This is a genomic window from Paenibacillus roseus, from assembly GCF_016424485.1.
Lineage (GTDB): Bacteria > Bacillota > Bacilli > Paenibacillales > Paenibacillaceae > Paenibacillus_D > Paenibacillus_D roseus.
Genome location: NZ_JAELUP010000045.1, coordinates 1 through 2,972, shown reverse-complemented (window position 1 = coordinate 2,972; position 2,972 = coordinate 1). Strand labels below are relative to the sequence as shown.

Genomic DNA, 2,972 nt, shown 5'->3' with positions numbered 1-2,972 from the left:
AATTAAAAATAATACAATAATAGAAAAAGAAATCTTCCAAGAAAATTTCTAAATTTTGTTTTAAAATTAAAATAATTTTATTAATAATAAAAAAACTTGTACCGTAAACCGACACAGGTGGGAAAGTAGAATATACTAAGGGGCGCGAGAAAATTCTCTTTAAGGAACTCGGCAAAATAGCTCTGTAACTTCGGGAGAAAGAGTACCTTTTTATAAGGTCGCAGTGAAGAGGCTCGATCAACTGTTTAACAAAAACACAAGTTTCCGCGAAGTCATAAAGACAATGTATGGGAGCTGACGCCTGCCCAGTGCCAGTTGGTTAATTATAGGAGTTAAAAAAAATAATTTTTGAAGCTCTTAGACAAAGCCTTGGTGAACGGCGGCTGTAACTATGACAGTCCTAAGGTAGCGAAATTCCTTGTCAGGTAAGTTCTGACCCGCACGAATGGCGTAATGAATCGAGCACTGTCTCAAAGAGAATCTCGGTGAAATAGACATATCCGTGAAGATGCGGATTACTTACACCAGGACAATAAGACCCTAGAAGCTTTACTATAGTTTGAAATTGTACAATATTTTGAAATATATAGTTTATGTGGGAGATTTTAACCTAAAATATGGTAATCTTAAGTGAAAGACCACTTTTTTCTGAAAGACGGTACTTAAAATATACCTTTAAACAGGATATTTGACAGTTTTTGATGGGTAGTTTACCTGGGGCAGGTGCCTCCTAAAAGGTAACGGAGGTATACAAAGGTTCATTTAAACTGTTTGGAAATCAGTGGCGAAGTATAAAGGCATAAATGGGCTTGATTATAAGACTTAAAAGTCGAGTAAGGACGAAAGTCTGTCTTAATGATCCGATATTCCTATGTGGAAAGGTTATCGCTCATTTGATAAGAGTTACTCTAGGGATAACAGGCTGATCTTCCCCAAGAGTCCATATCGACGGGAAGGTTTGGCACCTCGATGTCGGCTCATCGCATCCTGGGGCGGTAGGTGGTCCCAAGGGTTGGGCTGTTCGCCCATTAAAGCGGTACGTGAGCTGGGTTTAGAACGTCGTAAGACAGTTTGGTTCATATCCGGTGTAAGCTTTAGAACATTGAAAGACATCTTTAATAGTACGAGAGGACTTTAAAGGATATACCTCTGGTCTACCAGTTCTTATGCCAATAGGAAACGCTGGGTAGCTACGTATAGAACTCAGAATCACTGAATGCATCTAAGTGAGAAAGAGATCTTAAGATAGATGTTCTCTAAAAAATTTTAGAAAGATTATCTAATAAATAGGTATAACGTATAAGATTTGTAAAAATTTAAGCGGATATATACTAATAAATTAAAAGTTTTTGATCTAAAAAGATTATTTTTAAATAATGGGGTTTCTATGAGTATTTCTTAATTATATGGTACCACCTTAAACCTTTCCGAACTAAGAAGTGAAACATATAAAAGATGACGATACTATAAGGGAGGCCTTATGGGAAAATAATTGAATGCTCTAGAATATTTTTAATTTTGATTAAAGCCTACTTAGCTCAGAAGGTCAGAGCTTCTGTCTCATGTGCAGAGTGTCGCTGGTTCGATTCCAGCAGTAGGTAATATTAAATAAAAAGAATTAATTTAATATTAAATAAGAAACAAAATAATAATTTAAGGGCGAATGACGGGAATCGAACCCGCGATCATGGAACCACAATCCAATGCCTTACCACTTGGCTACATCCACCATTTGAGAAGCGAGAAGCCCCCATCGTCTAGAGGCCCAGGACATTTCCCTTTCACGGAAAAAACGGGGATTCGAATTCCCCTGGGGGTATTTCTCGAAAAGAAAACCTGCTTTTTTAAATTATGACAAAAAATTCACTAAAAATTATTTCAAAATTAAAAAACAATAATATTTCTTTTTTTACAAAGAAAAAACTAGGAAATAAAAAACAAACAATTCAAAAATCTATAAAATCTTTGCATAGATCTTATATAGATCGAAAAAAGCGAAAAATCTTTTTTAACAAATTATGGCTTGTACGTTTAAATGGCTTTCTTAATAAAGAAAAAAAATTGAAAAATTTTTATTTTGATAGAATTAATTGGAATATTTTAAATTTTTTATTAAAAACAAATTCAATTTTAGTTAATAAAAAAGTGTCTAATTTTTTGATAAATTATGATATTTTCAGTTTTTTTCAAATTATTGAAACTATAGAAGCTTAATAAACTGGAAATACACGCTTTTAGTTTAGTGGTAAAACAAAGGTCTCCAAAACCTAAGAGGTTGGTTCGATTCCAACAGAGCGTGCTTTTTTAGTTTTTTCGGAATGACAGGATTTGAACCTGCGACTTTCTGTTCCCAAAACAGACGCGCTACCTCTGCGCTACATTCCGAATGTGAACATTAATAATTTTTTTAATTATTAAATTATATATATCTTATTTTTAAATGGCAACTATTCAACAATTACTACATCACCAACGAAAAAAACATATTAAAAAGAAAAAAAATAGAGCTTTAAAAGGATGCCCGCAACGTAAAGTTGTTTGTATTCGTTGTTATACGATACCCCCAAAAAAGCCTAATTCTGCTTTACGTAAAGTAGCCCGTGTGCGTTTTAAAAATAATACAGAACTTGTTGTACGTATTCCTGGAATAGGTCATACATTTCAAGAACATGCTACTGGCTTAATAAGAGGAGGTCGTGTTAGAGATCTACCAGGTATTAAATATCAATTGATAAGAGGTGCTAGAGATCTTACTGGAGTTGTAGGTAGAAAAACAAGTCGTTCTAAATATGGAACAAAGAAAAAAGTGGAATCTTCTTTTTAATTTATTTAATATTTTTTTATTTTTATGGCTATAAAATTAACAAAAAGATCTTTAATTTTAAAAAAAAGTATAAATTTTTATTCTAATTTATACACTTCATATCATTTAAAAAAAGAATTTTTTGAAATAGAAGAATTTTTTGATTATT

The 2,972-nt window shown here is 32.7% G+C and carries 2 protein-coding genes, 5 tRNA genes and 2 rRNA genes; 7 read left to right on the top strand and 2 right to left on the bottom strand.

Annotated features, from left to right (window positions below):
* The 3 genes from JFN88_RS26235 to JFN88_RS26225 all read left to right on the top strand — a co-directional run.
* Positions 1–1,356: ribosomal RNA gene (locus JFN88_RS26235) — 23S ribosomal RNA — on the top strand; the annotation flags it as partial.
* A gap of 32 nt (positions 1,357–1,388) precedes the next feature.
* Positions 1,389–1,504, top strand: a 5S ribosomal RNA gene (gene rrf, locus JFN88_RS26230).
* Between the two features lie 23 nt (positions 1,505–1,527).
* A tRNA-Met gene (locus tag JFN88_RS26225) sits at positions 1,528–1,601 on the top strand.
* A gap of 57 nt (positions 1,602–1,658) precedes the next feature.
* On the opposite strand, the gene JFN88_RS26220 is transcribed toward JFN88_RS26225, so the two are convergent.
* Positions 1,659–1,729 (bottom strand) — tRNA-His (locus JFN88_RS26220).
* Between the two features lie 17 nt (positions 1,730–1,746).
* On the opposite strand from JFN88_RS26220, the gene JFN88_RS26215 reads away from it, so the two are divergent.
* The 3 genes from JFN88_RS26215 to JFN88_RS26205 all read left to right on the top strand — a co-directional run bounded on the left by JFN88_RS26215 (position 1,747) and on the right by JFN88_RS26205 (position 2,299).
* Positions 1,747–1,819: transfer RNA gene (locus JFN88_RS26215), tRNA-Glu, on the top strand.
* Between the two features lie 32 nt (positions 1,820–1,851).
* Positions 1,852–2,214 (top strand): hypothetical protein, encoded by a 363-nt coding sequence (locus JFN88_RS26210; protein ID WP_199019309.1) that lies wholly within the window; start codon positions 1,852–1,854, stop codon positions 2,212–2,214.
* A 14-nt stretch (positions 2,215–2,228) separates the two neighbouring features.
* A tRNA-Trp gene (locus tag JFN88_RS26205) sits at positions 2,229–2,299 on the top strand.
* Positions 2,300–2,313: 14 nt separating this feature from the next.
* Here JFN88_RS26205 and JFN88_RS26200 read toward each other — a convergent pair.
* Positions 2,314–2,385 (bottom strand) — tRNA-Pro (locus tag JFN88_RS26200).
* Between the two features lie 55 nt (positions 2,386–2,440).
* On the opposite strand from JFN88_RS26200, the gene rpsL reads away from it, so the two are divergent.
* Positions 2,441–2,824, top strand: a complete 384-nt coding sequence (gene rpsL, locus JFN88_RS26195) for a 30S ribosomal protein S12 (RefSeq protein WP_199019308.1) — start codon at positions 2,441–2,443, stop codon at positions 2,822–2,824.
* Positions 2,825–2,972 lie beyond the last annotated feature (148 nt).